The sequence below is a fragment of the Sphingobacterium sp. Ag1 genome, assembly GCF_000988325.1.
Lineage (GTDB): Bacteria > Bacteroidota > Bacteroidia > Sphingobacteriales > Sphingobacteriaceae > Sphingobacterium.
Genome location: NZ_LBGU01000044.1, coordinates 680,237 through 706,762 on the forward strand (window position 1 = coordinate 680,237; position 26,526 = coordinate 706,762).

A 26,526-nucleotide genomic window follows, 5' to 3' on the forward strand; every position below is an offset into this window, starting at 1 on the left:
TTAAATGCTGCAAATCTCAGATTCTCGCAGGTTAGTTTAGTCGATGGAAGTATGCTGGTCTATGCCAGCAGCAATTAGCTTTTGATCTATTATGTATTTGGTAAAAATGTATCGGTGATCTGACTACCAGGTATTTAGACCTTCCTGTAAAATAGTGTTATAGGTCTCCACGTTGAATTTATAGAGATCAGGAGCTTTATGGGCTCCGCCTTTCCGCTGTTCGTCAAGTTTTTGGAGGATACCCATATTTTTCATTTTTCGATAAAAATTGCCACGATTAAGTTTCTTACCAAGCACTGTTTCATAGAGTCCTTGCAGGTCGGTCAGTGTAAACTTGTCTGGTAGCAAATTGTATCCTATTGGTTTATAGGAAAGCCGCTCGCGAAGAGTCCGGAGAGCCTTGTTGATGATTTCGCGATGATCCATAGTGATATTGAGCTCAGTGATGTCTCTAAAGTCGATCCACTGACAAGTCTCACTTAAGGAATCAGGTTGAGGAATTACGTGTTTGTAGTTTACAAGCGCGTAATAACCAATTGAAATAAATCGCTGTTTGTTCCACAATGTGTCTGGGTAATCTGCAAAGGATTGCTGGCTGCGCTGTGGGCATCCAAATACCGCAAATTCTTCCAAGAATATATCCTTGACACCTGAGCGTTCGTAAAGTACGCGTTTGACGGCCTCGTCCGTATCTTCCTCTTTCCCGACATAGCCACCAGGCAGAAACCATTCTTTATTATAATTCATTTTTAGCAAAAGGATTCTCAAGGAACCTTGGTCGAAGCCAAAGACGACGGTATCCACAGAAATGTGAGGTAGAAATTTTTCATAGCTCTCTGCTGATGCGTTAATAAGCTGTGTTCTGAAATCCATATAACTGCTGTCTTTGGGTTAATATTACAAAAAAATATCGCAACGAGAGGTAAGTTGCGGGATAAAACTCGAACAATTCCTTATGCAAAAATTACATTAGGTGCTTTTTTGATAAATCAATTTATTGGTAATTAGTTGTTTGTGTTATTTTGTTGATTTTATTTTGTAATTGAACAAAAAGATTGTACACTTGTATTGCTTCATTATGAAGCAATGTAAATAACTGATTATAACGTGTTAAGCCAAATGTTTTATTAGCCGTGAGGCGAATGTTTGACTACAAACTCATGTATTAAACTAACAGATTTTATGAATGTAAGAAACCTACTATTCGCTTCATCTTTCAGTCTATTTTTAACTTTTTCAGCACACGGCCAGGTTTATCAAAAGATTGAGAATCAGTATGGCCCTGTTCTGGGGTACTCAACAGCTTCGGGCGTGAAGATCCTAAGTATTGCTGGAAATAAATTTAAGGATCTCAATCGAAATGGAAAATTAGACCGTTATGAAGACTGGCGTTTGACAGCAGAGGAGCGAGCTAGAGATCTCGCCTCAAAATTGTCTGTTGATCAGATTGCTGGGCTTATGTTGTATAGCAGGCATCAAGCTTTACCGGCACCGGCCTTTGGATTTATGGGAGGTACTTATCAAGGAAAAAACTATCAGGAAGGTCTAGTTTCACCTTGGGCTCTGACCGATCAGCAGCGTGAGTTTCTGGAGAAAGATGGGCTGAGGCATGTCCTGTTGACAGCAGTAAAAGATCCAGAGACCGCTGCCCGCTGGAATAATGAGTTACAAGGTTTTGTGGAAGGCTTGGGATGGGGGATTCCGGCGAATAATAGTTCCGACCCACGTCATAATGCTGTTGTCAGTGCAGAGTTCAACGCTGGGGCAGGGGGGCAAATTTCGATGTGGCCGGATGGGCTTGCGATGGCGGCGACATTCGATCCAGCTATCGTCAAACGTTTTGGTCAAGTAGCGGCTACGGAATATCGATCCTTGGGCATCACGACGGCATTATCACCACAGATAGATTTGGGTACCGAACCGCGTTGGTATCGTATCGGTATGACTTTTGGAGAGAGTCCCGAGTTGACAACAGCGATGGCTAGAGCTTATATCGATGGTTTTCAGACATCGAGTGGAAAAGACGAAATTGCATTAGGATGGGGCTATAAGAGCGTCAACGCTATGGTGAAACATTGGCCCAGTGGTGGGCCAGAGGAAGGCGGTCGGGACGGCCATTGGGCTATTGGAAAATTTGCGGTATATCCAGGGGATAACCTGAAGCAACATATTATGCCATTTGTCAATGGAGCTTTCCAATTGGCTGGAAAGACGAGCAAGGCAGCCGCAGTTATGCCGTACTATACGATTTCTTTTGGTCAGGACAAGAAAAATGGTGAAAATGTGGGAAATGGTTATAGCAAATATTTGCTTACAGACTTGCTGCGTGGCACTTACGGTTACGATGGTGTGATCTGTTCGGACTGGTTGATTACGGGGGATGAAGCACCTAAGCCTGATGGATTTGCAGGCAAACCTTGGGGGGTAGAACAGTTGTCGGTGGCAGAGCGCCATTATAAGGCATTAATGGCAGGCGTAGATCAATTTGGTGGCAATAACGATAAGGCTCCTGTATTGGCCGCTTATGAATTGGGCGTGAAAGAGCACGGACAGAAATTTATGCGGCAACGGTTCGAGGCTTCTGCCAGAAGGCTTCTGTTGAATATTTTCCGAGTAGGACTATTTGAAAATCCGTATTTGGATGTCAAGGAGAGCCAAGCTACCGTTGGAAATCCGCTCTATATGAAGGAGGGATACGAGGCACAAGTAAAGTCAGTTGTTTTACTAAAGAATAGTGATCAGCAATTGCCTATTCGTGGACGGAAGAAAGTTTATGTTCCGAAGATGTATAGGGCAGCAATGAAAGATTGGTGGGGAAACTATACACCGGCACGATTGGAATACCCTGTCAATATTGATCTCTTGCGGAAATATGCAGATTTAACTGATAACCCTAGTGAAGCTGACCTTGCAGTCGTGTTTATACAGAGCCCGATCAGTGCCGAAGGTGGATATAGCGAAAGAGATCGCAAGAATGGTGGAAATGGCTATGTTCCGATTTCCTTGCAGTATGGCACTTATACAGCCTCAGATGCACGAGCGGAGAGTATTGCCGCGGGTGATCCTGTAATCGATCCATCGATTAAGAATAGGTCTTATAAGAATAAAATGGTGACTGCTGCGAATGTGATGGATCTTCAAACAATATTGGATACGAAGGATATGATGAAGGGTAAACCTATTTTGGTGTCTGTGACAGCAAACAAGCCCATGGTATTTACCGAGTTTGAAAAGGAGGTATCAGGTATTATTCTAAATTTTGGTGTATCAACACAGGCTGTATTGGATGTTATGTTTGGAAAGTACGAACCTTCCGGTCTGTTGCCTGTTCAAATGCCCGCAAACATGGCTACGGTTGAGAAACAAGCTGAGGACGTGCCTTTTGACATGGAAGTGTATGTTGATCAAGCAGGACACGCTTACGATTTTGGTTATGGTTTAAACTGGTCGGGAGTCATTAAAGATAAACGTGTAGGAGCGTTTGTGAGGAAATAATAGGGGCAATTTAAAAAGTGAGAAGGGGAGATAGGTGGAAGATCAGTACGACTTGTTTTCATTTTCAAGCTTGCGTATCTATCGTGGATATTTTGAGATTGATGTATAAAAAAAGCCCCTTTGTTATACAGAGGGGCTTTTAAGTACGCCAATCAGGATTCGAACCTGAGACCGTCGGTTTAGAAAACCGATGCTCTATCCAGCTGAGCTATTGGCGCGTCGTTTTCGGTAATGCAAAAGTAGACATTTGTGTTATATTTCCAAAATATCACTGACTTTTTTTTGTGGTTTTTCAATAACTGATTGCTTTTCAATAAGATTATTTTATTGATGTAGGTCAAACAAATTGATTAAAACTGCTGTTAACTTTGTGTTGTTAAACAAATAGAAAAAACATAAAATTATGGCACAAGGAAAATGGGAACTAGACGCTGCACATAGCGAGATAGAATTCAAAGTAAAACACATGATGATTACAAACGTTAAAGGAAACTTTGACAGTTTTAAAATAGATGTTGACGCCGAGGGCGAAGATTTTAAAAATGCCCTTGCGAAAGTTGTTATTGACACGGCATCGATTAATACACGTAATGAGCAACGTGATGGTCATTTAAAAAGTGCAGATTTCTTTGATGTAGAGAAATATCCAGCAATTACATTTGAAGCAACGAGCTTGGAGAATAATGAAATTAAGGGAAATTTGACAATCCGTGACGTTTCTAGACCGGTGTCTTTCGACTTGGAATTTGCGGGTATCCAAAAAGATCCTTGGGGAAATACGAAAGCTGGATTTATAGTAGAAGGAAAAATCAAACGTTCAGAATTTGGCCTTAATTGGAATGCGGCGTTGGAAACAGGAGGGGTAATGGTAAGTGACGAAGTAAAATTTAGTGCTGATATTCAGTTTATAAAAGCTCAATAAGCGCAATATATAAAATAAAATTTGGTGGGAGTGTGAAAATTCGTACTTTTGTCGCGGAGAGTTGGCAGAGTGGTCGAATGCGGCGGTCTTGAAAACCGTTAACTGTCACAGGTTCGGGGGTTCGAATCCCTCACTCTCCGCAGAAAGGTGTTTTTAAAGTTTTTAAAAACCATCAAAAAAAAGTTAAATCTCGCAGAATCAACGATTTGCGGGATTTTTTTTGTTTATGGCAGTTCGCAAAATCTTCAAAAACACCCTAAAAGTCTGTGGCACATATGTGGCACTTTTTGCATTTTGAACCAGGTGCCACAGAATGTGGTTTAAGTGGTTGATTTTCAACTTGTAAATTACTTTAACGTCTTGATTACTTTAAGTCTAGGTTCGACATTTATAACAAAAAAGGTTTATTATGTTAGAACAAAGTTATGGACTGAATTTCTTTCTAAAGAGTCCAAAAAACAAGACACAGAACAAACGCTTGATCTATATCAGAATAAGCGTTGACGGAGTAGCAAAAGAATCTTCAACCAAAAGGCACTGGGAAGCTGCCCGGTGGGATCAGCAGCTTGAAAGAGCCATTGGAGTAAAGGAAGATGCCAGGGAGCTTAATTTCTTTTTGGAATCATTAACAACCAAAGTAAACGCCTTTAGAACGGAGCTACTAAATCAGGAAAAGCCCATTAATGCCGTTGATCTGATTGACTATGTCAATGGCCGGTATAAAAGAAGAAATAAAGTCCTGGAGGAATTTCAGGAGCATAACGAAGAGATTGCGGAGCTTGTAGAAATAGGAGATAAGGCCCCAGGTACTCTTGAAAGGTATACAACAGCACGTTCACATGTAAAGGAGTTTATCCGGTTTAAGTACAAGGTTGATGATTTACCATTTGCTGCGCTAAACTATGAATTTGTGAAAAATTATAATCACTATTTGCGGACAGTTCGAAATTGCTCCAATAATACTTCATTAAAATATATCAGCAATTTTAAGAAAATTGTTCTGAGAGCTGTTGCTAAAGACATTATTCCCAAAGATCCCTTTAAACTATTTACAGGCAAGAAGACGAAGGTGAAGAGGAAGCCTCTAACCAGACCAGAATTGCAGAGAATCGAAGAAAAAGTATTCTCGTCCGCGCGGTTATCAGTCGTACGGGACATCTTCGTCTTTCAATGTTATACAGGCCTATCGTACATAGATGCGGTCCAACTTAAGTGGGATCGTATCAAAGAAGGGAATGATGGAAGTATGTGGATCATGTCTGACAGGCAAAAGTCTAAATCAGATACAGATATCCCACTTCTTCCAAAGGCGCTTGAAATAATTGCAAAATACGACAAAGATCCTTTATGTCTGGAGAGAGGAACTGTATTACCCCTACGTTCAAATCAGAAAATGAATGAATATTTAAAGGAAATAGCTGACCTTTGTGATATTCGAGAGAAACTCAATACGCACAAGGCCCGCCGTACATTTGCCAGTACTGTAACCCTCAACAATGGAGTTTCCATTCATGTCGTTAAGGAGATGTTGGGACATTATTCGGTCCAACAAACTGAAGAATATGCAATCACTGAGCAAGAGACCATTAGCCGAGAAATGAATGCACTAAAGGAAAGGTTGGATACTGTTAAGAAAGTACAAGAGGACGAGGTGGGAGATGATCTAAAAATGATCTTGTTACAGTTTAAAAAGGATTTTGAAGATTTTAGGAAATCTCAGTCCAAATAAAGTATAAACCTTCGGATGTCTCCTACTAAAAGTTATCTAAAAAAAAGCCTTGATAAATACAATTTTATCAGAGGCTTTTATTTTGATTGCCGAAAAAAAGGGTCAAGAAGCTCAATTGTACTTTTGTATCCTGGGTGGTATGAAGGAATATACTTGATATAGCCAAATTCCTGCAACTGCTTAAAATATTTATGATAAGTTGGAGCTGTATCAATGTGTGACATGTGCATCAGTTTCCTTCTGCTTATTCTTATGATCCTATTCTCATTTTGCCGATATGCCAGCCTCACAATAGCAAGTAGCAAACTGATGTGCCAAACGTTTAGACGAGCATCTGCACATATATTATCTAGATATTCCAGCCCCTTTTTAGAAGCATCACTTTTCATCGCTAAAGAGTTTTAGGAGGTCAAGTTTATTATAGTAATATGAACCCATTACTTTTTTGAATCTAATTTTTCCTGATACTCTTAAGTTTTGCAACGTTGCAGGCGAGATGTCCATCATTTTGCGAATGGCTTTACTTCTTAGCCAACCGAAATCCTCTTTCGCATAATTAAAATTTGATTCCAATATTTTTTCTATATCACCGATCATTTTTAATCGGAATAATTCAAGATCTTGTTTTGATATAAATTCCATGTAATACTTTTTGAATGAATCAAAAGTATCGGAATGAGAAGTAAGTGCTAGGAAATTTTCGCAATGGAGCTTATTTTTTCCTTATATATCCTATGGCTTTGCTTGAGATAGGGTGATGGAGCTAGCATTTGGGGGAAGGTCTTCATTAGGTAAAGTTTTCGGCAATGTGATACGGAGAGCTTTTAAAGTTTTTTATAATGGAAAATCAGTTCCTGTTTACAGAGGTGGAAATAGTTTCAAACTTAGGCCAAATGATGTAAAAATAAATATTGCTACTGGAAATGTGAAGACCACACATAGGCTTTCTTTAGATGTAAATCCCAATAATATTTCTAAATTTGGAGGAGCTTACCAAATCGATGCCAGTTTCACAGTTTCAAAACTTGTTAAATCAAATTAAAGTGATTCCTGTAAAATAATTTTAACATAATAATGGATAATTTTAAAATATATTGTTTGGATAATAGCGAAGTATCGCATTATGAGGCGGAGGCAAAAGGATATAGAGGGGATATCTTTGTGCATATAGATCAAGATTATTTTAATTTATATTTCTATGACCCGATTCGTATAGTCCAAGATTTCGAAAGTGAATATTCATATTATGGTTTTTTTTCAATAGAGCCAAATTTAATCCTAGTTAAGAATGTGACTGCTGAAGCCATTATCAATACGATTACAATGCTAATAAAGGCAACGACTTTCTTTGAAAAAATTAAACCAATTGAGACTTTACCTTCAAATCTAGCAATTTTTCAGCCACCAACACCGTAGGATACTATCGTTTATACCTATGACGCACTGGGCAGTAAGTTGACCGCAAATCGATCGTTGGCAGAATTAAAACCTAACAGGACTATATAGGAGGGATCGAGTAACACCCAAGCCGAAAAAGATTGGGTGTTGCTATTTTATTTGCATACCGCCTGCATCTTGCTTTTGGCGAGGAATGCGTCAAGCAGTGCAAATGCATCATCCTCTTCTCTTTCAGTGAGCTTTTCAATATCCTGTAACCTGTCCTCTGTCTTGCGTTCAAAGGCCATGCCGGTGGTCTCCCCAGCGAGATAATCCATTGTTACACAAAATAAAAAAGGCTTTACATTTTTAAAATCTAAAGCCCTGTCTTGTGAACTTGACAGGACGCTACCCAAACTCATATTTTTCTGAAATTAAAATTTTTGAAAAATTATATTGATGAAAATCAGATGTTTAAGAATTGATTTAAAAGAGTTTAATTCTTGTTTGTTATAGAGTTGATAATCCTTAAAGTCTTTTTTGTGTTATCATTAATACAGTGGATATTATATTAACTAATTTATTCATAGATTCATAAATTGTTGCATCTAATTATGATCGAAGTCAGGAAAATTTTTAGTGGGGCGGTAATTCTAGGCTAATTCGATATAACATACCTTAGGAGGCGATCTCTTTTGTCTTTTTTTCATCTTCTTAATTTAATAGTTTATAATTTCGGTTTTGTTTAATGAACAATGATGTATTTGCTCACTTATTATGTATCTAATTTGAATATAATTTCTCAGCTGAAATGGTTAAATAAATATTGGGGTGATGAAAAATAATATTTGCTTGCTTTCGATAAATATATGATTGATGGCCCCATTGTATCATTAGCCAATAATAGGATCTATTATTGATCAATGATTGAAAAAAAATAATTGAGACTTGTTTTTTCCTTCCATTTCCGAATTAAAAGATTGTGGAGAAAACGGGGAATGCAATAAAGTAGTTTACTGTTCCTTTTTTGCGCGAATCCTGCTTAAGATTGATTGTGTTATCCCAAGATATGAGGAAATCATACCTAATGGAATACGAGCGACAATACTGGGATATTTTTTGATTAAATGCTGGTATCGTTCCGTAGCGCTAAAAACGCGTAATTCGTTCGCCTTTTCTTCACCTTTAATATAATAGGATTCTGTTAGAATTCTTCCTATATAGTTGAATTCAGGAAACTCCTGGTACAGCCTCATGAGTTTGTCGTGGCTAAGTACAAGAAGACTTGTATCTTCCAAAGTTTCGAGGACCTCAAATGATGGATTTTGACTAAAAAAACTATATACAGAAATTGCAATATCACCTTCAAAAAGAAGCCAGGAGGTCGTGTCCTTTCCGGAACTGTCAAGATAGGAGGATCTAATTGCTCCTTTTATAATAAAAAAAAGTGATTTCTGAATTTCACCTATATCCAGCAAAATATGCCTCTTATTTAATTTCTGTAAGTAGGTATTTGAATAAAGTGCAGCTCGTAGTTCCGGTGACATGGAATGGATATTTCCAAGAAAGTCGAGCAAAGACTCTTTCGCTAAATTTTCTTCCATAGTTCTATCTATGTGTTTTGTGTTTATAGATAACTGGAATATACGCCAAAAATTTTTATTTACCCCCTTTTTTTGCTTTTTATCAAAAAGAAACTAGTCAAATAGTACTTATTTTGTTTATCTAAAAACTATCTTGAAAAAATAAGAATACGAAAAATGTTGTGTTAATAGAACGGAATCATTTACCATTTATAACAAAATACAGCAATAAATCTTTCCTGCAGTATATTAATTGGTTGCATTTTTGAAAAATTACCTAGGGTAGATAATTTCTTCATAGTACTAATATTTTTTATTTAATACCTTAGAATTCCATTGGGGTAATAAGCTTATTAATAATCTCAGATTTTTTCAAGATCCGAGCGGATACCAATTTGATTGCTACAAATAATAAATGATCCAAGCAATCAATGTGTGTGAAAAAAATTATAGTGTATATTTATTTTGTTAATTCTAAAAAAGATGTGGATTTTAAAAGTGTGGGGCGATCACTTTGAAAATAAAACATATGAAAAAAGAATATAAAAACATTTTATTGTCGATCGAGAAAGAAGAGATCAATGTATCAAGAAGCAAGGACAGTGCTATTAATGAAGCACATCATATGATATCCTTCTTACGAAAACTACTGACTGATCTAAAAACTGAAATTTTATTGAAAGGTTTTGAAAGCGTTGCAGATGAGATATGCTTTTTTAAACATGTAAAACCCGAAATTCTTGGTAGGCTCATCTATTACAATAAGATCCTAAAAATTGAAACGCTTAGTCCTACAAATTCAGAATATCATGCCTGTTTTTATACAGGACAGCTTAAATTACTGAATAAAGAATACAAAAAATATATCAGTAATTCGGAGTTTTATAAATATTACCGTTCTGGTCGGACCGATCGGGATGAAACATATTTTCGCTTGGGAAATATCAATGTATTTGATGGTCTTGACAGCTTTTTCTTCGAGGTCGATCCAGATTTCTCTACTTTTTATGATTTTAAAATTGCGCGAGTAATTGGCTTTGATCTCCTGCATACCTATCTTTCATCACACGGCGCAAGACCTGAGATAGAAAATTCGGATTCCCTCGAGCTTAATGAGGATGCCCAGTTTTCCTGGACCGATTCTAAAAACGCACTAATAGAGCTGATTTATGCGCTCCATATTTCAAGAAGTGTTTCAAATGGCAAGGCCGGACTGCGGAAGATTAGCCAGATGTTTGAAGATATTTTTGAGGTGAGTTTAGGAGACATACATCATGCTTTCCACCAGATGAAATTTAGGGCAGGGCAAAAAGCGCGGTATCTTCATTTTTTGAGAAATTCGTTGGAACAATATATGGATAAAGAATTTTGAAGGTTGTGCAATAATTGGACTTTGCTTCTGGCGGGTAATGATTTTCATTGCCCGCTTTTTTTTACCAAGATATAGTCAGATTTCCCCGTCAGATACCTAGAAATACTTCTATTATGCCTTTCATAGGAACTGTTCCAGATGAAAAAAACTCGCTTCCTTGGTATGAAATGACTAGGTAACCTTGTACGATTTGGCGGAAAATGAACATCAATTTTGGCTCTGTAAATCAAAACAAAATAGTTATGAATATAGACAGAGTTGAATTTTTGAGTTGGATGGAACGGATCATGAAACGATTCGATATCCTCGCGGGTGACATTGAAAATAGGGAAAAGAAAAGGCTGAGTATTGATGGGGAAGAATTGCTGGACAATCAGGATGTCCTCCAGATGCTGAAGATAACCTATCGCTGCCTGCAACGCTACCGGACCATAGGTAAAATCAAATACTTTACAATAAGCGGAAAGGTATTCTACAAAAGTTCTGACGTTCACCAGTTCATTCGCGACAGTTACCAAGGCGGAAAGTATACGCCTATGAAGGAAAGTAATAGATAACCAATCTATGAGTACCCTCAGTTCAAATAGATTCGATCAGAATAAAACAATTGATATTATGAGCAAGCAAACTAATTCAAAAGAAAATCAAACTCAAGTTCCAGAACCTCTTTCAGATATACTTCTGGTACTCGACAAAAAGAAAAGTCGCATAGAAGCCGTCAAAGGTATTGATGATGAAGGTAATCTTCAAACAACTGAGCCCAAGAAGTCTAATCTATTGGACTTTATGCGTGTCGATAAGGGGGATGCCATTAGCAATTTCTTCTCCAATTTCTGGCGCAGGCTAAATGATCCTATATCCTTCCGGTTTTTCAGAACACCTGCAATTGACCTGGACGAGGTTGCCAGAAAATTACAGAGCGCAATTGACTACCCAACACCAGAGGGGAACAAACTCTTGGATGCACTAGAAATCAAATATGACAACAAATTAAATCAAAAGAATATGGAAACAAATCAAACATCGGAGGGCGCAGCGCCAACAAATGACACCAAACCTTACAAATACAAGGCTGAGGAGATTGACTGGGCATCGCTTGAACAACTGAATCTGAACCGCGAACTTCTTGAAAAGAGTGGTCAGCTTGACAAATTATTAAAAGGATATAAAACTGATGGGGTTTATCAGATCGAGGGAAATTTTAAGGGAGTAGCTATGAAAGGAGATGCACGATTGTCCCTGAAAAGGGTGGATGACCGGGTCGATGTTATGGTGCACGGGGTTCGTGTGGGACCCGAGCTTAAAAAGCCATTTTTTGGACATGCGTTTACGCCAGAGGATAAAGAAAATTTAAAAATGACAGGAAACATGGGCCGTGTGGCAGAGCTGACATATTCCAATGGTAACAAAGTGAAGTCTCTCCTCAGCATAGATAAACTGACCAATGAGGTTGTATCCTTTCCTGTTGAACTCATTAAGATCAGTGAAAAGTTTGGGGGTGTTAAGCTAAGTCCGGAACAAAAGGCTGAACTCCTGGAGGGCAAACAGGTCCTTGTTGAAGGGATGGTGAATACGAAATCGGGTGAAGTTTTCAACCAACACCTTCAATATAGCGCAGATGAAAAAAAGCTTGTTTTTGTAGGGCAGAGCGAAAGACAACAACAGGCACAGCAAAATGGGATCCCCAGTGAATTTAGGGGTAAAATCTTCACCGAGCAAGAGAAACAGGAACTCCAAGATGGTGGGGTTATTGTTGCCGAGAAACTAATCAATAGGGAGCAAACCAAATTATATTCCGGCTTTATGTGGTACGATAAAGAAGAGGGCAAGATGAAATTTGATTTTGACAATCCACAACTGGAGAAAACCCAAAAACAAGGTGAATCGCAGAAAGAAGGACAGGCGCAAGCAGGAAAACAAGAGGGGGTAACACAAAATACTGCAGAAAAGGATGCCGTAAAAAAAGAAAATACAAGAAGACCGAAAATACATTAAAATCTGATGAAAGCGATTATAGCAGAAAAATCAGCAGTAGCGTACGAACTGGCAAGGATTGTAGGAGCAACCCAGAAGAAAGAAGGGTACTGTGAAGGTGAAGGATTTCTTGTTACCTGGGCTCTTGGACATTTGGTTGGTCTTGCTATGCCGGAAGATTATGGGATTAAGGGATTCAATAAAGAATCCCTGCCCATTATTCCTACTGAATTTCAACTGAGGGGAAGAAAAGTGAAATCAAGCAGTGGTTACGTTAATGATGAAGGGTCAAAAAGGCAGCTTGCTGTGATAGATTATGTTTTTAATCAATGTGACAGTATTATCGTTGCAACCGATGCTGGACGGGAAGGCGAATTGATTTTTCGCTACATATATCAATTTCTTGGATGCACTAAATCTTTTGAGCGACTGTGGATTAGCAGCCTTACCGAAAGGGCAATAATTCAGGGTTTCAAAAATTTAAAACAGGGAAGTGACTTTAATGGCCTTTATGAAGCGGGTAGGCAGCGATCGCAATCCGACTGGCTGGTAGGAATAAATGCAACCCAGGCATTGACGGTTGCTATGGGGGATGGCCTATTTTCGCTGGGAAGAGTGCAAACACCGACACTTGCTTTGATCTGTAAACGTTTTCTTGCCCATAAATCCTTTGAGAGCAAAAATTATTTTCAGCTGGAATTTGGATTTACAAAAGAGGGGATAGGTTTTAAGTGCATTTCGCTAGATAGGTTTGAGGATAAAGATAAAGCAGAGTCTATCAGGCGGAGCCTTGAACGCAGTGGTAAGGCAGTTGTTAAGGAGGTGGAAAAGAAATCAGACACTGTCCAGGCACCGCTTCTCTTTGATCTCACCGGTCTACAAAAAGAAGCGAATCGACAGTTTGGGTATTCCGCTGAGCGGACGCTTGAAATTGCGCAGAAACTCTATGAAAAGAAATTCATCACATACCCTAGAACCGGTTCAAAACATATTCCCGAAGACGTTTGGCCGGAAATACCATCATTGATACTCTCCTTAGGTTCACGCCAATCCTTTAAAGATTTTGTGGAGAATATAAAATGGGAACGTTACAATAAGCATATTGTCAATGATGTGAAGGTTACAGACCATCATGGTATCCTTATTACTGATAATATTCCGAGCTGTCTGGAGGCAGTTGAAGTTGCATTGTATGATTTAATCGCAAGGCGCCTTTTGGAAGCTATTTCACCAGCCTGCTATAGGGAAATCACGAATATAAAAATCTCAGTTTTACATTATGATTTCAATCTGAAGGCCATAGAAATTGTTTCACCGGGCTGGAAAGCAGTCAATGGTAATTTTGATGATGAAGGTGCGGAGCTAGTCGTTGATTTTCCTAACCTACTGGTCGGAATGCAGCTTAAAATTGATGATCTAAAAGTCGTCGAGAAAAAAACTATGCCGCCTGCGCTTTATACAGAGGCAGATATCTTGTCCGCAATGGAGAATGTTGGTAGTACTGTTGAAAACGAAGAGGAGAGAAAAATCCTGAAAGGCATTGGTATCGGAACGCCGGCAACGAGGGCAGCGGTGATTGAGACACTGTTTGACAGGGGATATATCAGTAGGGAAAGAAAGAGTATTATCCCCACCGACAAAGGGATGCTTGTTTACGAAATTGTGGCGGATAAAAAGATCGCAGACGCTACAATGACAGCACAATGGGAAATTGCATTCGAAAAAATTGAAAGCGGTGAGATGGATGCAGGGCTATTTCGTACTGAGGTGGCGCTCATGGTCCATGAAATAACCAATGAATTACTTAAAGTGAGCGCAAATCCAGTGAATGTTGTAAATCTGAGCTGTCCTAAGTGCCATTCCCATGTGGTGTTGCGTGAAAAATTCGTCAAATGTACAGCTGAAGCATGCGGCTGGATTTTGTTTCGCTCAATATGTGGAGTACAGCTGAATTACCAAGAAATTGAGGCACTGCTCACTAAAAGAAGAACACCATTGATCAAAAAATTGATGGACAGGAAAAAGAAGCCATTCAATGCACATATTTTATTGGATGACTCGGGGTCCATCTTATTTGAATTTGAACAAAAAAAGAAAAGCAAATATAGATAGTTCATGATGTGATTTGGTTAGTGAAGCCTGGAACCTGTTATGGTTCTGGGCTTTTTTTAGCGTGCTATGGTAATATAGCGGGAATAAGTGGAAGTGGAAATTGGAGGATGCCTCTTCATGATTGGGTTAGTATCTTAAAGCAGGTTTTTTTTAAAATAATAGTCCAGTTATAAAGGAAATAACTGGACTATTATTTTTTACTGACCACTCGTATTTAAGTTCAAAAATGTCAGCCTTAAACCAAGTGATATTCTTTTTATTTCTTAATCAATTCTACTCTTCTGTTTTGGGCTTTCCCTTCTTCGGTAGTATTGTCTGCTATTGGGTTTTGTTGACCAAAACCTTTTGCCGACAAACGATCTACTGCAATGCCTGCTTTAACGATCTCATCTTTTACAGACTGAGCTCTTGCCTCAGAAAGTTTTAAATTATGTTCTTCATTACCAGAATTATCAGTATAGCCATTAATCGCAATTTTTAATGCCTTATCTGTATTTAATACCTTTACAATCTCTTTTACGGCATCTGAACCATCGGGTTTAAGGCTTGCTTTATCAGTATCAAAATTGATGTGCAATACTGCCTTCCCTTTTTCATCTAGCTGCTTTTTAATCTCATCAGATTTTATCAACGTAATAGTTCGTTTAAATCCTTCCTCCTGTAGAATATTGATTTTTCCGTATGCGGTGTTACCAGTTAACTGGATATAAATATTCCCCTGATCTTTGCGTCTGATAACATAAACTTTGATATTTTCGTCGGCATAGCCCATTCCACCATCTTCACCAAGGTTTGTTGCTTGCTTACTGTATTTTTCATATTCTTCATTGGTGATTTCGCCATCAAATATTTTTACACCACCTGCAGATAAAATAGCCTCCTCAAAGCTTTTTTGGAAGTATGGCAGCGACCATTGTTCACTGCTTCCTTCTTTTACAACAACATTGGCTTTCCATGCTTTTCCCTCGAATGGAGTCATAACGCCTCCAATTGGAAAAAATATTTGATCATATTTCTTTTCTATTGGTTTATTCTGCGAAACGAGACCTTCAGGCATATTGAAAAAAGGAAAGTTACCTATACTTTTATCTGAAAAAGGTATAGCATCAATCGAAAATGTAGAAGAAGATGTTTGGGTAGAAATCTTTTCTTCTGTTTTTAGTGTATCCTGTTTCGCATTATTGTTCTCTCCTTTCTTATTACCACAAGAGAACAGAGATAAAAAGATTGCAGCAATCGCAATTCTGGTTGTCAATTTTTTCATTCAATAAAATTTGTTTGGTTGTGATATATTTAAGTCTTTTATTTCGTTTTCAAATATAATGAAGTATTTCTGAACGTTTTAATTCTGATACTTTTTACTTTTTCTGCTTACCAAAATTCAACCCAGGCAGGTATATATAAACGTATAAAAAACGAATTGTAGTATTTTAAAGCAATAGTTTGAATGTGGCGCAAAATAGCCGCAGTTCTTTTGCATTTTCTTCTCCTTTTTATAATGCTGTCTATCACTCTTACCACCTGTTTTATGGTGGTAATCGTAATTTATTGGATAGCCAGGTCTGAACTTATTCAAATTCAAAACAAAAAAAGTAAATATAAATAGTTCATGCTGTGTTTGGTTAGTGAAGCCTAGTGTCAGTTATGGTCCTGGGCTTCTTTTTTATTTGCTCTTGGAAGATAGTGGAAAGAAGAGGAACGCATAGGTCATAATCAATGGAATACTCGTCCAGCTGGCTAGGTTTATCGCTATAAAGTTTACAAAAATTATAGCGACATGAAAAACCTTAATCAGGATTATTCCTACTACAGACTAAAATTGCAGGACCATATCGATTCAAGCTTCCCGGAACGATCAAGTGATACCAAATTTATTGAACAGCGTGGACGATGGGCAGCAAACGCCTATGAGGGTGCATTCCGGTCAGGTAATCCTGTTGACGAATGCAATGCCATCGCTGACAGCATTCTTTATGAGGGATTACATTTTTCCAGATTCGACACACTGTTTGAAATATTAACTTATGAATTTGCGGATGTTTTTGACGAGCTCGATTTTCGGGATTTTGCGTTAAAGATACTGCCGCAATGTGAGGGAATTTTTGGGCATTATGAGCTTGCCGATGATTTTGCATATACAACTGATTACGATCTGCTATATACAGAGTTAACAGGTTTCATCGCTATTTGGATCGAGCAAAATGGCATTCGATAAGAAACGCCATTTGTCGCAGAATATAGATGCGATCAGAACGATTTTCAAACTTGAAAAGGAGGGCAGGAAAGCAACCGAGGATGAAAAACTTATACTGAATAGCTTTTCAGGATTCGGAGGCTTGAAATTTATTTTAAATCCAGTAGGCTCCCCAGATGATATCAATCACTGGAAGGCTTCGGATATGCCGTACTTTTCAATGACACAGGAGCTGTTCGCCCTCATTAAGGACAATTCCGAAAATGACAGCATCTATCAGGACTATGTAACCAAAATTAAGGGCTCTATCCTTGATGCATTTTACACGCCTAAAGAGATCACGGCGAGCATTGCAACTTCAATCAAAGCTACAGGAATAGAGATCGGAACTATGCTTGAACCTTCGGCAGGGGTGGGAGCGTTTATCGAGCCGTTCAAAGATCTTCAGGAGATACGGATATGCGCTTATGAGCAAGACCTACTAACAGGGAAAGTATTAAAAAATCTGTATGATTCCACTGCGGATATACGCGTAGATAGTTTTGAAACTATACACGAGCAAGATACAGGGTACGACCTGATTATTGGAAACATTCCCTTTGGAACAACTTCCATTTTTGATTTATCGTATTCAAGGGGAAAGGACAAAGTTCGAAAATTTGCTGCTCAGAGCATACATAATTATTTCTTTTTGAAGGCCACCGATAAGTTACGTGAAGGTGGCCTCCTTGCTTTTATAACGTCCCAAGGAGTCTTAAACAGTCCGTCCAATTTCCCGATCCGTGAGGCATTGATGCAGGAACACCGGTTGGTTTCCGCACTACGTTTACCCAATAACCTTTTTGAACAAAGTGGAACATCTGTCGGAACTGACCTGATTGTTTTACAAAAGAACACCCGGACCCCTTCATCGTCGATACGTGCACAGGACTTCACGGGGTCTACAGGGAATTGCAACCTATTATTGTATAATCCAAACAATATTATTGCAACCCGTTCCTTTCAGGATACCGATCAATTTGGAAAGCCTACAACAATTCATATCCATGATGGTGGTATTGAAGGGATCGCAGAGGATTTACAGCAACGGCTTTCTGACGATTTTCAGCAGTATTTCGACCGCGCGTTGTTTGATGAATTTAAAGTTAGATCGATCAATAAAAAAATTATAGTAGATCCAGACATTGAAGCCGCGCAGAGAATTAGCAATTCGGAAAAAGCGACACAGCTTAGTCTTTTTTCGGAACAGGTGATCACTGATTTATCCATAGAAAAGATCAAAGTAAAGGGTAGAGGGCCGGTACAAAAGAAGGTTACAACATCCAAACAACTTTCTTTTTTTGATTTCAATGAAATTGATCCAACGGATATTAAAGATAAAGGCAATGGTGCATCGGTTCAAAAGTTTTCGGAAAGTGGCGTAAAAAAACATTCCTCGAAAGCGTCAAAGAAAAGTGCAGAATTACCGTCATTGTTTCATGAAATCGCGAATGGTTCGGCTTCAAAAAATGAGCCAGCCGTATTTAAAGAAGAACGTAAAGCATTTTACCGGGAGAACACATTGGTGGTTTTTGGTAACGGGGTTGGTAAACTAAAACTGAACGATCGGGAAGGAAACTTTATTTTTCATCCCATTGAATTATCGAATAAGGACAAGGAGCGTATTGAGTACTATATTAAACTTAGGGACAATTACCATTTGCTCTATGATTTTGAAGCTAAAAATAGGCAGGAGGATAAGGAAGGCAGGAAACTATTGAATAGCAGTTATGACGAGTTTACGGCTCGTTTTGGTAATCTAAATACGGCTGAGAATATCAGATTCATCAAGATGGATGGCTCAGGAAATGAAGTTCCATTTCTTGAACACGCCATTGGAGGTGTAATACATAAGGCGGATATTTTTGAGCGTCCTGTTAGCTACTCAATGGCAGAAATTGTCGTAACAAGTGCTGCGGAGGCATTGGCTGCTTCCCTTAACCAATATGGTTCTGTTGAGCTTGATTTCATGGAGCAGATCAGTGGCCTGCCCGAAAGTCAACTACGCGCAGATTTACAGGGACAGATTTTTTATAATCCAATGTCTGCCAATATGGAGGTTTCCCCAAAATTTCTTGCTGGAAACGTCATTGAAAAGGCTAATCAAGTGAGGGATTACCTTGCTGCCCATCCCGAAGATAAAGAGGCTCAGCGGAGTTTGGAAGCGCTTGAAAAGGTCCGACCAGAACCTATAAAATTTGAAGAGCTCGATTTTAACCTGGGTGAGCGTTGGATCGAGACTGATATTTATGACCATTTTGCAACCCACCTTTTGGATGCGGAAATAAAGATTACCTATTCGGAAAGTAGCGATGACTTTTCAGTTAGCTCTAGGTCGAGCAATATAAAGATCACTGAAAAATATGCTATAAAATCTGAGAGTAGAACATTTGATGGATTGAACCTTCTTCGGCACGCCCTAGTAAATACCACTCCCGATATTACCAAAACCGAATACCTCGCGGATGGAACTGCTGTAAAGGTCAAGGACATGGATGCAATCCAAATGGCCAATGGAAAAATAGACGAAATACGGAATGAATTTACGGACTGGCTTTATCAGCAGAGCGATGAGTTTAAAAGAGAGCTTACTGCTAGGTATAATGATCTATTTAACTGCCATGTAAGACCACATTATGACGGTAGTCATCAGACTTTTCCCGGACTTGACCGCAGGGCACTTGGTATCGAAGATCTCTATAATAGTCAGAAGGATGCCATCTACATGATCAAAAGCAACAATGGGGGCATCTGTGACCATGAGGTGGGAAGTGGAAAGACGCTCATCATGTGTGCGGGTGCACAGGAAATGAAGAGGTTAGGCCTGGTCCATAAACCCTTGATCATCGCTCTAAAGGCGAATGTTCACGAGATTGCGGAAACCTATAGAAAAGCCTATCCGTTCGCAAAAATTCTATATCCCGGAAAAAAGGATTTCACACCCCAAAAAAGGCTAAAGATCTTTGGCGATATTAAAAATAATGATTGGGACTGCATTATCCTTACGCATGATCAATTTGGCATGATTCCGCAGTCTCCCGAGTTGCAAAAAGACATTCTGAAGGCAGAACTTCATTCTGTGGAACAAAACCTAGATGCCTTACGTAATCAAGGCAAAGATGTGTCAGGTGCAATGTTGAAAGGTGTGGAAATAAGAAAGAAGAATTTGAATGTCAAGCTGAAGACCCTTGAGCATGATATTGAAAACCGTAAAGATGATGTTGTAGATTTTCAAATGATGGGAATCGATCACCTGTTTGTCGATGAAAGCCATAAATTTAAGAATCTCATGTTCAATACCAGACATGAGCGCGTTGCAGGGCTTGGCAACGTACAGGGCAGCCAGAAAGCACTAAACCTACTCTTTGCAATACGTACTATCCAGGAAAGAACCGGAAAAGATCTTGGTGCTACATTCCTTTCCGGCACGACAATCTCAAATTCTCTTACTGAACTATATTGTCTTTTCAAGTTTTTAAGACCCAAAGCGCTCGAAAGACAGGGAATTAACTGTTTTGACGCATGGGCAGCAATTTATGCCCGAAAATCCATAGATTATGAGTTCTCGGTAGCGAACAATATTGTTCAAAAGGAACGGTTCAGGCATTTTATCAAGGTTCCTGAACTCTCACAGTTTTATACAGAAATTACGGATTATCGTACAGCGGCGGATATTGGTATTGACCGGCCTGAAAAAAACGAAATACTATACAATATTCCCCCAACGGCAGATCAGGAGGTGTTCATTAAAAAATTGATGGAATTTGCCAAGACTGGTAATGCTGAACTTTTGGGTAGAGCCCCGCTGTCGCCTAGTGAGCAGAAAGCTAAGATGCTGATTGCAACCGATTACGCGAGAAAAATGTCTTTGGATATGCGATTGATCTCTCCACGCTATCGCGATGATCCCGGAAATAAAGCTTCCGTTTGTGCGGTCAATATTGCTAAATATTATAAAAACTATCATGCGCAAAAGGGTACGCAGTTTGTTTTTTCTGACCTTGGAACGTTTAAGGTTGACGACTGGAATATATATAGCGAGATCAAAAGAAAGCTTGTCAATGATCATGGCATACCTGCAGATGAGATCCGTTTTATCCAGGAGGCAAAGACCGAAGATCAGCGAAAAGCACTGATCAAATCTACCAATGAAGGTAAGATAAGAGTCCTTTTTGGATCGACAGAAATGCTGGGCACAGGAGTGAATGCCCAAAAAAGGGCAGTTGCAGTACATCATTTGGATATTCCCTGGCGACCATCAGATCTTGAGCAGCGCGATGGTCGTGCAGTACGCAAGGGCAATGAGATAGCTAAATTTTTTGCTAATAATAAGGTTGATGTTTTTATTTATGCTGTTGAAAAATCATTGGACGCCTACAAATTTAATACGCTAGCAAATAAGCAGCGGTTTATCAGTCAGTTAAAGAGCAATACACTAACAGTTAGGATACTCGATGAAGGCGGTATGGATGAGGTTTCAGGCATGAATTTTAATGAATATGTTGCTCTGCTCTCCGGGAATACTGACCTGTTGGAGAAAGCAAAAATTGAAAAGAAAATTGCAGCTTTGGAAAGTGAAAAATATGCTTTTTTGCGGTCTAAATGGAGTTCTAACTCAAAACTGGAAAGTTTGGTCGAAGAACTTGAAACCAGAAATTCACGCTTAGAAAGACTTAGTGCCGATTGGAATAATTTTCAAAACCGTGTTCAAAGATCAGCTGATGGTAGTGTTTTAAATGAGATCGTATTGGATGGTGTTCCTAAAGATGCGGACGTAAAGGAGATAGGTGCTAAATTAAATAAGCTTGCTGCTGCTTCTAGAACGGGCGGGGATTATGAGGAAATAGGATCGTTATATGGTTTTAGGCTGCTCGTAAAAACAGAGATAATTCAAAATGATGGCTCCAGCAATATTGAAAGACATAACAGGTTTTTCGTTTGTGGTGAAGGTAATATCAAATACACCCATAACAACGGTTTCATGGCAAATGATCCTGAGCGGGCAAGTATGAATTTTATTAATGCCCTGCAGAAGCTTCCCGGGCTCATTGGGGAAGAGGAGAAAAAGCTCAAACAGCTTAGAGATGACCAACTTGTACTTAATGATATCGTTAATGGCAGCTGGAATAAAGAGAAGCAGCTAGGCGCTCTGAAAACAGAATTGGCAGCTATTGAAAGGAAAATTCAATTATCGCTGGATACAAGTAAGGAAGAGGATACCACGAATGCAAATGTTGAAGTTGAGGATGAGAAAATAAAGAAAGCACAGCAATTTAAAATTTAAATGGTTCTGCATTTTGATAAATATATAATCAGCCAGAGCGATCTGGCTGATTAATTCTGTTATTTAGCATTAATTTTATTTTTTATTCTTTTTGATCAGGTGAGCTAATTCAGGGTCCTTTTCGATTCTTGCCAATTCATTCACAATAATGTAGGAAACATCGAGTTTTATGCGACGATAATTTTCGTCAATTACTTTTTCCATTATATCTTCACCAGTCTCAGAAAGAAAGGAACGAATCTCTGGAATGGGCTTATAATTTTTGGTTTCGTTAGCCACTTTTTCTGTGTCCACAACGATCTGGGCATGAAATATCTTTTGTTCTATTTTTTCACCAAAATTGTCAGCAACGGCGCCGACGAACATACCTTGGGATAAAGTTGATATTTTAGAGGCGGGGATCAGACTGTCCAGCTGTGTCGAAATCGAAGTGCTCGTATCATTTCTATTGATGGATACTGATCGACGTTTTTGGACGATCTTACCAAATCTTTCTGAGAGAGTTTTGGCGGTGTCGCCAACTACCTGACCTGAGAATATATTTCCAACAGTATTGAGGATTACTTTTGCCTCCTTGTCACCGTAATCTCGTACCAACTGAGAAAAGTCTTGAAAACCGAGACAGACAGCCACCTTGTTACTTCTTGCAGTGGCAATCAGATTATCTAATCCACGGAAATATATTGTTGGTAGCTCGTCAATAATAACTGAGCTTTTTAGCTTTCCTTTTTTATTGATCATCTTTACAATTCTGGAATTGTATAGTCCTAGTGCTGCCGAGTAAATATTCTGCCTGTCGGGGTTATTTCCAATACAGAGGATCTTTGGTTCAGCAGGATTATTGATATCCAAAGTAAAGTCATCGCCGGACATTACCCAGTAGAGTTGTGGCGATATCATACGAGATAGAGGTATTTTGGCGGAAGCTATCTGTCCTTGCAATTGGTCCTGTGCTCCTCCTTCCCATGCGTCGAGAAAGGGACTAAGGTAGTTTTCGAGCTCCGGGTAGCTTGTTAATATGGTAAATATATCGGAATACTTTTTATTAAGTAATTCGATCGCATGTGGAAAAGTACAGTATTTGCCACTTTCATATATCTTTAAAAACCAGATGATCGCTGCCAGTAAGATAATTGGTGATTCCACAAAAAAGTCACCCTGCTTCTGAATCCATGTTTTATTGAGATTGAGCATAATGGTGTATGATGCTTCATATGCGTCGGAAATGTCGGTCATGAACTTGGGGTTTAGTGGATTGCATTGATGACTCTCACGGGGATTATCAAAGTTGATTACAAAGAATTGTGGTTTTACTTTGTACTTATCAGTATGCTTCAATAGATGGTTATAGGCAATAGTTGAAAGATCATCAAACTTAAAGTCGTAGATGTACATTGCAAAACCTTTTTCAATGTGTTGTTTTATGTAATTGTTGACTATCGCATAGCTTTTACCACTTCCTGGGGTACCTAAGACTATGGATGCGCGAAATACATTGACCACCGAAATCCAGCCGTTATTCCATTTCCCACCAAAATAGAATTTTGTTGGCAGATTGACCGAGAACTCATTTTCAATAAGCCTTTTTTCCTGCATGAAACTTTCGTTTTCATTATTGAAAGGGTCGTCCATCAACCTGTTTTTCAATAACCTGCTCATCCAAAGTCCAGCGACCATTATGAGAATGAAACCACATGTGGTACTAAGCATGTAAAGTGGACCGGAAATACTGAGAAGTGGGAAATTTAGTAGATATAGGGGAAAACCTAAAATGAGACAGGTATTAATGTTCTGCCATTTGATCCTTTCATTTTTTACCCCTTTTGTTCCCAAGCAGCTTAGCGCCAGTAAAATTAGAGCGAAAAGCTTACTATTGAAAGAAGTACTGAAAAGGCCGGAAGTCCGCTGAAAATTTGTCAAAATTCTTTCCAGCACTTCAAGCGTCCATCCATGTTCTCGAAAAAATGAATAACAGAACCAGTAGAAATTCATGAGAACTAATAGAATACTAACTGCCCTCATAAAAGCCATGATCTTGGCTAATCCCCTTACATCGTCTTCTTGCATATTCAACTGTTTTCCGCATAGATATAAACAACGAGTAAATTTTTTTTTAGCGTAGTGAATTGGGGGATAAATTGACCTATAGTTTCCCAATTTTTGCCAGTAGATTAATGGTATAGAAAAATGATATTTCGGTAGATTTTTCTGATTTGATAGGCTATTTAAATGCTATAAGTGAAGTTTATTTTTTTTAATATTGTCTCTTTTTTGAGTATTAACAGTTTGAAAAACAGATGATTAATTTCATGTGTTATGTTTTGCATATAATTTTCAAAGCCTTTAGATTTGCTAGCCAAAAATAAAAGTCGTTATGGTAAAGTGTTTTATTACTGAATGTAAAAATGTAATTGACAATATGGAGGCAGGGATGGTTAAAAAGATGGACGGGGATCGGTACAGCAGATATTCTATTAAAAATAAGAGATTTCATATTGATACTTTTCGCAAATTTTCAATGGAAGGTATTTCATCACTGCCTATGGAGATGGTCAGTGAAGAGTTGTTAGCAAAATACCATCATTCTCTAATGGCCAGTAATTATTCAAAGAATACAATATCAGGCAATCTCAATACCATTCATTTTTTTATCAGACGATTCCAAAAAGAAAAAATTTTGAATTTCGATGGCGAGCTTTCCATATTCCCGACCGAAGTAACGACTGCAGTAACCTTAACAGTTGATGAATTGAAAGAATTATACCTGTTGGATTTACCTCCTGGACAGAAAAAAGTGATAGATATTTTCATTTGTCAATGTTTTCTAGGATTGAGGGTTAGTGATATGTTTCGTTTTTTGAAACAAATTGAAGCGAGGACAAGGGTTGTGGATACCGATTTGTTCTTTGAAATTATTACCGGGAAATATGGTCAACCCGTTGTAATTCCTGCAAGTGATATTGTTATAAAAATTATAAATAAATATGGAAAAACGATCCAAAAGGGTTTTTCTGAAGCACATTACAATTTGACTTTAAAAAAGATCGTGGCGAAATCAAACATTGAAAGGGAGGTCGCATTTTCCCGTACTGAAGGAGGGCGAAGAATCGAACGGATTCATCTCCTGTCTTTTTTAGTTAGTAGCCACACTGCCAGACGAACCTTTGCAACCAATGGTTACTTAGCGGGCATTTCACCATTTGACCTTATGAAGATCACTGGTCACAGGACGCTCGCTTCTTTTTTCAGATATATGCGATGTGAAAATATAGCAGTTGCACTTAAAATTTCCACGCACGAATTTTTTAGGATCGAATTTCCTGAACCAAAAAACTTTTGATCCCTTTTAAATTTGCTTCAAAATTCCTATTATTAGAAAGAATTTCGATAAATACTATGCATGATACGATAGGACAATTTGCAGATCATTTTAATAGACAAATATTTAGGATTACATTTAAATTTCGGGATTTTCAGGTTGTATTATTGAAGAAAGATCTATTAAAGGATCAGACTGAATTCGAAATACTTTTGGATGGATTGGTTCAGAAGCTTATTAAAAAAAATGGAAAGTGGTCTTTTGAACATGGTGAGGACCAAGATCTGGCTGAGGATATTTGGCGCCAAATAGAACTCCGATATAGGTTATGATGTATAGAAATCCAAATAGGATATTTTGCCTTCGATTTTCATTAATTTTATTTTTGTACATTAACAATGTGGAAAAGCACCGATTAAATTTGGTCGAAATTGATTGTCATTGATTTTAGTGTACGAAGCTTGCTAGTACTTTTTCCTTTAATTAAACCTAATACCTCGGAAATGTATATTAAACAAATCTTTCTTTTCTTATTGGTCGCTTTTTTCTTAAGTTGCAATCCAAATTCTGGAAACCCATCCAAAGAGCAGTATATTGAATCAGTTCAGAAAAAAGAATTTAAAAAGAATGATGAATTATATTCAAATGCAGGAAAACTTATAGGTGAATTTGATTTTAATGTTAAAGCCACCGAAGAACAAAAAAAAGATTGGGAGGATGGAAAAATCCCCTGGATTAGTTTAGAAAATCCTGGTTCTGAAATTAATCAATTAATTAATGCTGATGAATTAGTAATAAAAAAAACACAGATCAACATAATTTTTGATTACCCGCTCAATAAACCAGCTACCTTTGAGTTCAGAAATGATAAGGGCTTTACTCGAAGGGATTTAGTACTCTTAATTAGTGAAAAGTATCATGAAATATATAAAGAGGAGGAGTTAACCTCAGCCGTGAAAACCATTCCTTTACAAAAAAGGACTGGAATCATCAACAGAAATGAAACCCAAGGAAAATATGGAATTTGGGGACATGATTTAGCTGATCTGGTGTTAAGCGGTGTTGAAGTTCACGAAACAAGTGAAGGAAAAATCAATATAATTTTACTTATTGAATCTTAAGCATA

At 38.3% G+C, this 26,526-nt stretch carries 21 protein-coding genes and 2 tRNA genes; 15 read left to right on the forward strand and 8 right to left on the reverse strand.

What is annotated here, in order from left to right; genetic code table 11:
* Positions 1-123: 123 nt before the first annotated feature.
* Entirely contained in the window at positions 124-873 is a 750-nt protein-coding gene (locus AAW12_RS23625; RefSeq protein WP_046676082.1) for an NUDIX hydrolase, read from the reverse strand.
* 309 nt (positions 874-1,182) lie between these two features.
* Here AAW12_RS23625 and AAW12_RS23630 point away from each other — a divergent pair, with 309 nt between their 5' ends.
* Positions 1,183-3,495 carry a glycoside hydrolase family 3 protein gene (locus AAW12_RS23630; protein ID WP_046676083.1) on the forward strand — a complete coding sequence of 771 codons (2,313 nt, stop codon included), beginning with the start codon at positions 1,183-1,185 and terminating at the stop codon, positions 3,493-3,495.
* A 144-nt stretch (positions 3,496-3,639) separates the two neighbouring features.
* Here the strand turns inward: AAW12_RS23630 and AAW12_RS23635 are convergent.
* Positions 3,640-3,713, reverse strand: a tRNA-Arg gene (locus tag AAW12_RS23635).
* A gap of 185 nt (positions 3,714-3,898) precedes the next feature.
* Between AAW12_RS23635 and AAW12_RS23640 the strand changes: the two genes are divergently transcribed.
* From AAW12_RS23640 to AAW12_RS23650, 3 genes are all read left to right on the forward strand, one after another.
* Positions 3,899-4,417, forward strand: coding sequence for a YceI family protein (locus AAW12_RS23640; protein ID WP_046676084.1), 519 nt, complete (start codon positions 3,899-3,901; stop codon positions 4,415-4,417).
* Positions 4,418-4,472: 55 nt separating this feature from the next.
* Positions 4,473-4,557, forward strand: a tRNA-Ser gene (locus AAW12_RS23645).
* 269 nt (positions 4,558-4,826) lie between these two features.
* The gene (locus AAW12_RS23650; RefSeq protein WP_046676085.1) at positions 4,827-6,146 is read left to right on the forward strand and encodes a site-specific integrase; all 1,320 of its coding nucleotides are present in this window, start codon (positions 4,827-4,829) and stop codon (positions 6,144-6,146) included.
* A gap of 77 nt (positions 6,147-6,223) precedes the next feature.
* On the opposite strand, the gene AAW12_RS26550 is transcribed toward AAW12_RS23650, so the two are convergent.
* Both AAW12_RS26550 and AAW12_RS23660 read right to left on the reverse strand, forming a co-directional pair.
* Positions 6,224-6,535 carry a hypothetical protein gene (locus tag AAW12_RS26550; RefSeq protein WP_046676086.1) on the reverse strand — a complete coding sequence of 104 codons (312 nt, stop codon included), beginning with the start codon at positions 6,533-6,535 and terminating at the stop codon, positions 6,224-6,226.
* A complete protein-coding gene (locus AAW12_RS23660; protein ID WP_046676087.1) occupies positions 6,525-6,788 on the reverse strand; it encodes a helix-turn-helix domain-containing protein in 264 nt (87 codons plus the stop codon). The genes AAW12_RS26550 and AAW12_RS23660 overlap by 11 nt, the downstream gene beginning before the upstream one ends.
* A gap of 115 nt (positions 6,789-6,903) precedes the next feature.
* Here AAW12_RS23660 and AAW12_RS23665 point away from each other — a divergent pair, with 115 nt between their 5' ends.
* Positions 6,904-7,188, forward strand: coding sequence for a hypothetical protein (locus AAW12_RS23665; RefSeq protein WP_046676088.1), 285 nt, complete (start codon positions 6,904-6,906; stop codon positions 7,186-7,188).
* A 32-nt stretch (positions 7,189-7,220) separates the two neighbouring features.
* Positions 7,221-7,562, forward strand: coding sequence for a hypothetical protein (locus AAW12_RS23670; RefSeq protein ID WP_046676089.1), 342 nt, complete (start codon positions 7,221-7,223; stop codon positions 7,560-7,562).
* Between the two features lie 137 nt (positions 7,563-7,699).
* Here AAW12_RS23670 and AAW12_RS23675 read toward each other — a convergent pair whose 3' ends face one another.
* Positions 7,700-7,945 (reverse strand): hypothetical protein, encoded by a 246-nt coding sequence (locus AAW12_RS23675; RefSeq protein ID WP_046676090.1) that lies wholly within the window; start codon positions 7,943-7,945, stop codon positions 7,700-7,702.
* A 591-nt stretch (positions 7,946-8,536) separates the two neighbouring features.
* The gene (locus tag AAW12_RS23680) at positions 8,537-9,127 is read right to left on the reverse strand and encodes a Crp/Fnr family transcriptional regulator (RefSeq protein ID WP_046676091.1); all 591 of its coding nucleotides are present in this window, start codon (positions 9,125-9,127) and stop codon (positions 8,537-8,539) included.
* A gap of 508 nt (positions 9,128-9,635) precedes the next feature.
* On the opposite strand from AAW12_RS23680, the gene AAW12_RS23685 reads away from it, so the two are divergent.
* The 4 genes from AAW12_RS23685 to AAW12_RS23700 all read left to right on the forward strand — a co-directional run bounded on the left by AAW12_RS23685 (position 9,636) and on the right by AAW12_RS23700 (position 14,564).
* Positions 9,636-10,478 carry an RteC domain-containing protein gene (locus AAW12_RS23685; RefSeq protein ID WP_046676092.1) on the forward strand — a complete coding sequence of 281 codons (843 nt, stop codon included), beginning with the start codon at positions 9,636-9,638 and terminating at the stop codon, positions 10,476-10,478.
* Positions 10,479-10,720: 242 nt separating this feature from the next.
* Positions 10,721-11,035, forward strand: a complete 315-nt coding sequence (locus AAW12_RS23690; protein ID WP_046676429.1) for a helix-turn-helix domain-containing protein — start codon at positions 10,721-10,723, stop codon at positions 11,033-11,035.
* 58 nt (positions 11,036-11,093) lie between these two features.
* Positions 11,094-12,473 carry a DUF3945 domain-containing protein gene (locus tag AAW12_RS23695; RefSeq protein WP_053003962.1) on the forward strand — a complete coding sequence of 460 codons (1,380 nt, stop codon included), beginning with the start codon at positions 11,094-11,096 and terminating at the stop codon, positions 12,471-12,473.
* 6 nt (positions 12,474-12,479) lie between these two features.
* Positions 12,480-14,564: a type IA DNA topoisomerase gene (locus tag AAW12_RS23700; protein ID WP_046676093.1), complete on the forward strand. Its 2,085-nt coding sequence runs from the start codon at positions 12,480-12,482 to the stop codon at positions 14,562-14,564.
* A gap of 256 nt (positions 14,565-14,820) precedes the next feature.
* Here the strand turns inward: AAW12_RS23700 and AAW12_RS23705 are convergent, their stop codons facing one another.
* Positions 14,821-15,828 (reverse strand): OmpA family protein, encoded by a 1,008-nt coding sequence (locus AAW12_RS23705; RefSeq protein ID WP_046676094.1) that lies wholly within the window; start codon positions 15,826-15,828, stop codon positions 14,821-14,823.
* A 513-nt stretch (positions 15,829-16,341) separates the two neighbouring features.
* Here AAW12_RS23705 and AAW12_RS23710 point away from each other — a divergent pair.
* A complete protein-coding gene (locus tag AAW12_RS23710; RefSeq protein ID WP_046676095.1) occupies positions 16,342-16,779 on the forward strand; it encodes a DUF1896 domain-containing protein in 438 nt (145 codons plus the stop codon).
* A complete protein-coding gene (locus AAW12_RS23715; RefSeq protein WP_046676096.1) occupies positions 16,766-22,081 on the forward strand; it encodes an N-6 DNA methylase in 5,316 nt (1,771 codons plus the stop codon). The genes AAW12_RS23710 and AAW12_RS23715 overlap by 14 nt, the downstream gene beginning before the upstream one ends.
* Before the next feature lie 75 nt (positions 22,082-22,156).
* On the opposite strand, the gene mobC is transcribed toward AAW12_RS23715, so the two are convergent.
* A complete protein-coding gene (gene mobC, locus AAW12_RS23720) occupies positions 22,157-24,154 on the reverse strand; it encodes a conjugal transfer protein MobC (RefSeq protein ID WP_197084156.1) in 1,998 nt (665 codons plus the stop codon).
* A gap of 301 nt (positions 24,155-24,455) precedes the next feature.
* On the opposite strand from mobC, the gene AAW12_RS25875 reads away from it, so the two are divergent.
* From AAW12_RS25875 to AAW12_RS23735, 3 genes are all read left to right on the forward strand, one after another.
* Entirely contained in the window at positions 24,456-25,421 is a 966-nt protein-coding gene (locus AAW12_RS25875; RefSeq protein ID WP_053003963.1) for a hypothetical protein, read from the forward strand.
* A 56-nt stretch (positions 25,422-25,477) separates the two neighbouring features.
* Positions 25,478-25,732: a hypothetical protein gene (locus AAW12_RS23730; RefSeq protein ID WP_156167752.1), complete on the forward strand. Its 255-nt coding sequence runs from the start codon at positions 25,478-25,480 to the stop codon at positions 25,730-25,732.
* Between the two features lie 171 nt (positions 25,733-25,903).
* Complete coding sequence (locus tag AAW12_RS23735) at positions 25,904-26,521, forward strand: hypothetical protein (RefSeq protein ID WP_046676099.1); 618 nt, start codon at positions 25,904-25,906, stop codon at positions 26,519-26,521.
* Positions 26,522-26,526 lie beyond the last annotated feature (5 nt).

What these genes read in the sequence shown, in the direction of transcription:
- AAW12_RS25875 (WP_053003963.1), top strand. Translation starts at nt 24,456, where the DNA reads ATGGTAAAGTGTTTTATTACTGAATGTAAAAATGTAATTGACAATATG.
- AAW12_RS23680 (WP_046676091.1), bottom strand. Translation starts at nt 9,127, where the DNA reads ATGGAAGAAAATTTAGCGAAAGAGTCTTTGCTCGACTTTCTTGGAAAT.
- AAW12_RS23710 (WP_046676095.1), top strand. Translation starts at nt 16,342, where the DNA reads ATGAAAAACCTTAATCAGGATTATTCCTACTACAGACTAAAATTGCAG.
- AAW12_RS23705 (WP_046676094.1), bottom strand. Translation starts at nt 15,828, where the DNA reads ATGAAAAAATTGACAACCAGAATTGCGATTGCTGCAATCTTTTTATCT.
- AAW12_RS23735 (WP_046676099.1), top strand. Translation starts at nt 25,904, where the DNA reads ATGTATATTAAACAAATCTTTCTTTTCTTATTGGTCGCTTTTTTCTTA.
- AAW12_RS23670 (WP_046676089.1), top strand. Translation starts at nt 7,221, where the DNA reads ATGGATAATTTTAAAATATATTGTTTGGATAATAGCGAAGTATCGCAT.
- AAW12_RS26550 (WP_046676086.1), bottom strand. Translation starts at nt 6,535, where the DNA reads ATGAAAAGTGATGCTTCTAAAAAGGGGCTGGAATATCTAGATAATATA.
- AAW12_RS23685 (WP_046676092.1), top strand. Translation starts at nt 9,636, where the DNA reads ATGAAAAAAGAATATAAAAACATTTTATTGTCGATCGAGAAAGAAGAG.
- AAW12_RS23675 (WP_046676090.1), bottom strand. Translation starts at nt 7,945, where the DNA reads ATGAGTTTGGGTAGCGTCCTGTCAAGTTCACAAGACAGGGCTTTAGAT.
- AAW12_RS23630 (WP_046676083.1), top strand. Translation starts at nt 1,183, where the DNA reads ATGAATGTAAGAAACCTACTATTCGCTTCATCTTTCAGTCTATTTTTA.
- AAW12_RS23715 (WP_046676096.1), top strand. Translation starts at nt 16,766, where the DNA reads ATGGCATTCGATAAGAAACGCCATTTGTCGCAGAATATAGATGCGATC.
- AAW12_RS23665 (WP_046676088.1), top strand. Translation starts at nt 6,904, where the DNA reads ATGGAGCTAGCATTTGGGGGAAGGTCTTCATTAGGTAAAGTTTTCGGC.
- AAW12_RS23695 (WP_053003962.1), top strand. Translation starts at nt 11,094, where the DNA reads ATGAGCAAGCAAACTAATTCAAAAGAAAATCAAACTCAAGTTCCAGAA.
- AAW12_RS23650 (WP_046676085.1), top strand. Translation starts at nt 4,827, where the DNA reads ATGTTAGAACAAAGTTATGGACTGAATTTCTTTCTAAAGAGTCCAAAA.
- AAW12_RS23660 (WP_046676087.1), bottom strand. Translation starts at nt 6,788, where the DNA reads ATGGAATTTATATCAAAACAAGATCTTGAATTATTCCGATTAAAAATG.
- AAW12_RS23730 (WP_156167752.1), top strand. Translation starts at nt 25,478, where the DNA reads ATGCATGATACGATAGGACAATTTGCAGATCATTTTAATAGACAAATA.
- AAW12_RS23625 (WP_046676082.1), bottom strand. Translation starts at nt 873, where the DNA reads ATGGATTTCAGAACACAGCTTATTAACGCATCAGCAGAGAGCTATGAA.
- AAW12_RS23690 (WP_046676429.1), top strand. Translation starts at nt 10,721, where the DNA reads ATGAATATAGACAGAGTTGAATTTTTGAGTTGGATGGAACGGATCATG.
- AAW12_RS23640 (WP_046676084.1), top strand. Translation starts at nt 3,899, where the DNA reads ATGGCACAAGGAAAATGGGAACTAGACGCTGCACATAGCGAGATAGAA.
- AAW12_RS23700 (WP_046676093.1), top strand. Translation starts at nt 12,480, where the DNA reads ATGAAAGCGATTATAGCAGAAAAATCAGCAGTAGCGTACGAACTGGCA.